The organism is Aldersonia kunmingensis, assembly GCF_001646865.1.
GTDB classification, from domain to species: Bacteria; Actinomycetota; Actinomycetes; order Mycobacteriales; family Mycobacteriaceae; genus Aldersonia; species Aldersonia kunmingensis.
Genome location: NZ_LRRB01000292.1, coordinates 1 through 5,898 on the forward strand (window position 1 = coordinate 1; position 5,898 = coordinate 5,898).

General features: G+C 67.8%; 1 protein-coding gene. It reads left to right on the forward strand.

Features of this window, described 5'->3' with window-relative positions:
- Positions 1-224 precede the first annotated feature (224 nt).
- Positions 225-5,898: amino acid adenylation domain-containing protein (locus A8G08_RS23590; RefSeq protein WP_425394593.1), on the forward strand; the 5,674-nt coding region annotated here is incomplete at its 3' end.

Here is a 5,898-nt window from a genome sequence, read left to right on the forward strand (position 1 = left end):
ACGCCCTCATCAGCTACGTCCACCCCGCCCAAGCAAACAGCGTGGGTGTCGCAGAGCTGCTCGACCATGCCCGCACACTGCTGCCGACGCACCTGGTCCCCAAGCAGATCATCGAACTGCAAGAGGTGCCGCTCACCCCCAACGGCAAGGTCGACCGCAAGGCACTGCCCGAACCGGACTGGGCCGCAGCCGAATACATCGCACCCCGCACGCCGCTGGAAGAGATGGTCGCCGCGGTGTTCGCTGAGATCACCGGCGCCCAGCGGATCGGACGCAACGACGACTTCTTCGCCCTTGGCGGGAATTCACTCTCGGCCTCACGAATGGCCAGCACACTGCGCGAGCGGATCGGAGTCACGGTCGCGATCCGCGCCCTGTTCGATGCCCCCACGGTGGCAGGGTTCGCTGCGGTGCTCGCCGATGCCCAGCGTGATGCCCGTCCTGCCCTCGAAGCCCGTCCGCGGCCGGACCGGATTCCGTTGTCGCTGGCCCAGTCCCGGATGTGGTTCCTCAACCGGTTCGACCCGGAGTCGGCCGCGTACAACATCCCGATCGTGATCCGCCTCGAGGGTGATCTCGACGTGGCCGCGTTGCGCGCCGCCATCGGTGACGTGGTGGCGCGGCACGAGTCGCTGCGCACCGTGTTCCCCGAGGACGCTGCTGGCCCGGTCCAGGTCGTTCTCACCCCGCAGCAGGCCGGGTTCGATTTGCCGGTGACCGAGGTTGCTGCGCACGAGGTTTCGGCGCAACTGGCGCAGGTGCTCGGTGCCGGTTTCGACCTCACCCAATCGATCCCGATCCGCGGCGCACTGCTGCACACCGGCGAGGACTGGGTCCTCGCCGTCGTGGTGCACCACATCAGCGCCGACGGTGTGTCGACCACACCTCTCGCCCACGATGTGATGCGTGCCTACGCGGCCCGGGCCCGTGGCGAGGTTCCCAATTGGGCGCCGCTGCCGGTGCAGTACGCCGACTACACCCTGTGGCAACACCAGGTTTTGGGCGATGAGACCGACCCGGAGTCGCTCGCCGCGACTCAACTCGCCTTCTGGCGCGACCGGTTGGCCGGAGCACCCGAAGTCATCGAACTACCCCTCGACCGGCCCCGACCCCCGGTCGCGTCCCAACGCGGCAGCACCATCACGACCTCGGTCGACACCGACGTGATGGACCGAGTCCGCGCCATGGCCGCCGACCACGGCGTATCGATTTTCATGGCCACCCACACTGCGTTTGCGGTGCTACTCTCCCGTTTGGGTGCCGGAAACGACGTCGTGGTCGGCACCCCGGTCGCCGACCGCAGCCACCCCGCCCTTGACGACCTGATCGGCATGTTCGTCAACACCGTCGTCCTGCGCACCCACATCGACCCCACCGCGACCTTCACCGACACCCTTGCCGCTGTCCGTGACATCGACCTGGATGCTTTCGCCCACACCGACATCCCGTTCGAGCGCCTCGTCGAAACCCTGGCACCGGCCCGCTCGCAGGCCCACAGCCCGCTGTTCCAGGTCACCTTCGCCTACGACCACGCCCAGGCGAACACCCTGGAACTGCCTGACCTCGCCGCCACCCTCGAACCATTCGAAACCGGCGTCGCCAAATCCGATCTGACCCTGCGCCTCACCGAAACCGACGACACCACAGGCCTCACCGCCGCACTCACCTTCGCAACCGACTTGTTCGACGAAGCCACCGCGCGTGACCTGCTCAACCGTTACCTGCGCCTACTCGACAAGCTCACCACGAATCCGGCCATGCCCGTCGGCGCGATCGATCTGCTTACCGTCGGCGAACGCGCTCGGCTCGTCCCGGTGCATGGCCCCGCGGGCATGCCGACTGCGACCTGGCCCGACATCATCGCGGCGGCAGTAGCGACCGCGCCCGACCGGGCAGCGGTCGTGTGGGAAGGCCGCGAAACCTCGTACCGAGATTTCGATGCCCGTGCCAACCGCCTGGCCCGCTTCCTGTTGTCCCACGGCGTGGGCGCCGAAACCCGTGTTGCCGTTGCAGTTCCACGCAGTGCCGAATCCGTGCTCGCGGTGTGGGCCGTCACCAAGACCGGGGCCGCGTTCGTCCCGATCGACCCCGACTACCCGGCCGAGCGGATCGGGCACATGCTCACCGACTCCGGCGCGGTCCTCGGCCTCACCACCAGCGGCGCTCGGACCGCACTGCCCACCGGCAACATCCCCTGGTTCAACCTCGACACCCTCGACACCGACACCCTGCACGGCCGGGCCCTGTCGAGCGCACCGATCACCGACGCCGACCGGACCGAACCGCTACGCCTCGAGCACCAGGCCTACGTCATCTACACCTCCGGCTCCACCGGCCGCCCCAAGGGTGTCGTGGTCAGCCACACCGGCCTGGCCAACCTCGCCGAAGAACGCCGCGTCCGCTACCACATCACCGACACCTCCCGGTTCCTGCACAACGCCACACCCAGCTTCGACATGGCCGTCGGAGAGCAGATCTCGGCCCTGTCGACCGCCGCTACCCTCGTGATCACCCCGCAGGGGCTCGCCGGCACCGAGCTGACCGACTTCCTCGTCACTCACCGAGTGACCCATGCCCTGATCACCCCGGCTCTGCTTGCCACGGTCGAACACGCCGACTTGCCCGACCTCGTCGTTCTCGGCGTCGGCGGCGAAGCCGTCCCGACCGCCCTCGTCGACCGGTGGGCGCCGGGCCGGCAGATGCGCAACGGCTACGGCCCCACCGAAGCCACCGATATCTCTACCACTGCGGATCTCGTTGCTGGACAACCGATCACGATCGGCAGTCTGATGTTCGGGATGACCGGCCTCGTCCTCGACGAACGGCTTCGCCCCGTCCCGGTCGGCGTGCCCGGCGAGCTATACCTCGGCGGACCGGCACTGGCCCGCGGCTACCACCATCAGCCCGGACTGTCGTCGGTGCGATTCGTGGCCAACTCCTTTGGTGCACCTGGTGAACGGCTATACCGCACCGGCGACGTCGTGCGCTGGCAGTACAGCGCCAACAACACTGCGACGGATTCGTCCGTGGCAGCACCGCTCGTCATCCAATACCTCGGACGCAGCGACCATCAGGTCAAGATCCGCGGCAACCGCGTCGAACTCGGTGAAATCAACGCCGCGTTCACCAGCCACCCCGCCATCCGGCGCGCCCATACCCGCACTCTGACCGCGCCCCACGGCGACACTGTGCTCGTCACCTATGTGACGCCCGAGTCCGGTGCCCAAGTCGATCCCATCGCGGTTCGCGCACATGCCGCCGAGATCCTGCCGCGCCAGATTCTGCCCAACGTGGTGGTTCCGGTCGAGGAGTTCCCGCTGACTCCCAGCGGCAAGCTCAACGAACGCGCCTTGCCCGAACCCGAGTGGGCTGCAACCGAATACATCGCTCCCACATCGGACGACGAACGCTATATCGCCGCGGTCTTCGCGGAAATCACCGGCAGCCAACGCGTCGGACGCGACGACGACTTCTTCGCGTTGGGCGGCAACTCGCTGTCTGCGACTCGCGTCATCGGCGCCATCCGCCGCGACCACGCCGTCACCCTCCCGGTGCGCACGCTGTTCGATAACCCGACCGTCGCCGAACTCGCGGCCGCCATGGCGGCCGCCGAGCGTGTCGCGCGACCCGCACTCCAGGCCAACCCTCGCCCTGACCGGGTCCCATTGTCGCTGGCTCAATCCCGCATGTGGTTCCTCAATCGCTTCGACCCCGACTCGGCGACGTACAACATCCCCATCGTCATCCGCTTCGCCGGCGACTTGGACATCCCTGCCCTCCGCGCCGCCATCACTGACGTCATCACACGCCACGAGCCACTACGCACCGTCTACCCCGACACCGATACCGGACCGATCCAGGTGGTTCTGCCGGTCGAGCGGGTCGGCATCGACCTGCCGGTGATCGACGTTGCCGCAGAGGATGTTCCCGCCCGCCTCGTCGAGCTTCTCGGCGCAGGAATGGACGTCACGGCGTCGGTCCCGGTGCGGGCCGAGCTGTTGTACACCGGCGACGAATGGGTGCTCGCGGTTGTGGTGCACCACATCAGCGCCGACGGCGTCTCCACGGCACCGTTGGCCCGAGATGTTGTCACCGCCTACAGTGCCCGCCGCAACGGCCATGCCCCCGACTGGGCGCCGCTGCCGGTGCAGTACGCCGACTACACCCTCTGGCAACGCGAAATCCTCGGCGACGAGAGCGACCCGCACTCGCTGGCTGCCCGCCAGATCGACTACTGGCACGACCAGTTGGCCGGCGCCCCCGAGGTCATCGAACTGCCCGCCGACCGGCCCCGCCCTGCGGTGGCCTCGTATCGCGGTGCGACGGTGAAGGCACCCGTCGACCCCAGCTTGATCGACCGCGTTCGTTCGCTGGCCGCCGACCACGGGGTGTCGGTTTTCATGGCCACCCACGCCGCCTTCGCCGTCCTGCTCTCCCGCATGGGAGCAGGGACAGACGTCGTGGTCGGCACGCCCGTAGCCGGGCGCGGCGACCCCGCGCTCGAAGCGTTGGTCGGCATGTTCGTCAACACCCTCGTGCTACGCACCCATATCGACCCCGCCGCGACGTTCATCGAGACGCTCGCGGCGGTCCGCGATGTCGATCTGGATGCCTTCGCGCACACCGAGATCCCGTTCGAGCGCCTCGTTGAAGCAATCGACCCGGCCCGGTCCCAGGCGCACAGCCCGCTTTTCCAGGTCGCGTTCGCCTACGACCACGCACAGGCGAACAGCCTCGAGCTCCCCGATCTGTCTGTCACCGTCGCCGAATTCGAGACCGGCACAGCACAGTTCGAACTGACACTCCGACTCACGGAATCGAACAAATCGTCCGATGTTGTCGCGACACTGAACTTCGCCACGGACCTGTTCGAGCACGAGACGGCGCGAAGCCTGCTCGACCGCTATCTCACGCTGCTGGACGACCTGACCCGCGACCCCGGCACCCGCATCGGGGAGCTGGACCTGCTCACCGGCGCCGAGCGAACTGTTCTCGTGCCCGCGACGGGCGGTACCGGCCCGGCCCCGATCCTGCTTCCCGAGATCCTGGCCGCCGGAGTGGCGGCCAACCCCGACGGTGTGGCGCTGGCCGCGGGGGAGCGCACGGTGTCCTATCGCGAACTGGATGCATGCTCCAACCGTCTCGCCCGGATCCTGCTCGCCCATGGCGCCGGACCGGAAACCTTTGTCGCGGTGGCCTTCCCCCGCTCGATCGAGGCGATCGTCGCGGTCTGGGCAATCGCCAAGACGGGGGGCGCATTCGTCCCGATCGACCCCACGCACCCGGCCGAACGCATCATCCACATGCTCACCGACTCCGGCGCCGCGCTCGGTCTCACCTTGGCCGGCGTACGCGATGGGCTGCCGGGTACCGACACCACCTGGCTGTGCCTCGACACCCCTGATTCGCCGTCGATCACCGGCGCGCCGCTTACAAGCACCGACCTACCGCGCCCGTTGCGCGCCGAGCATCCGGCCTACGTCATCTACACCTCCGGTTCGACCGGGCTGCCCAAGGGTGTCATGGTCACCCACACGGGACTCGGTTCGTTTACCGCGACCGGGCGCCCCGAACTCGGCATTACCGCAGCCTCGCGGATGCTGCGGTTCTCCTCGGCGTCGTTCGATGCCTCGGTTTTCGAGATGGTGCAGGCCTTCTCCGCCGGCGCAACGATGGTCATCGCCGACCCGGAGATCTACGGCGGGACCGAACTCACCGAGTTGATGCAGGCCGAGCGGGTCACCCATACGATCGGGGCACCGGCGGTGCTGGGCACCGTCGATGCCGACCAATTGACCACGCTGGAATCCGTGGTCGTCGGTGGCGATGTGTGCTCACCGGATCTCGTAGCCCGCTTCGGCGCCGTCGCCAGGTTCCACAACAGTTACGGGCCAACCG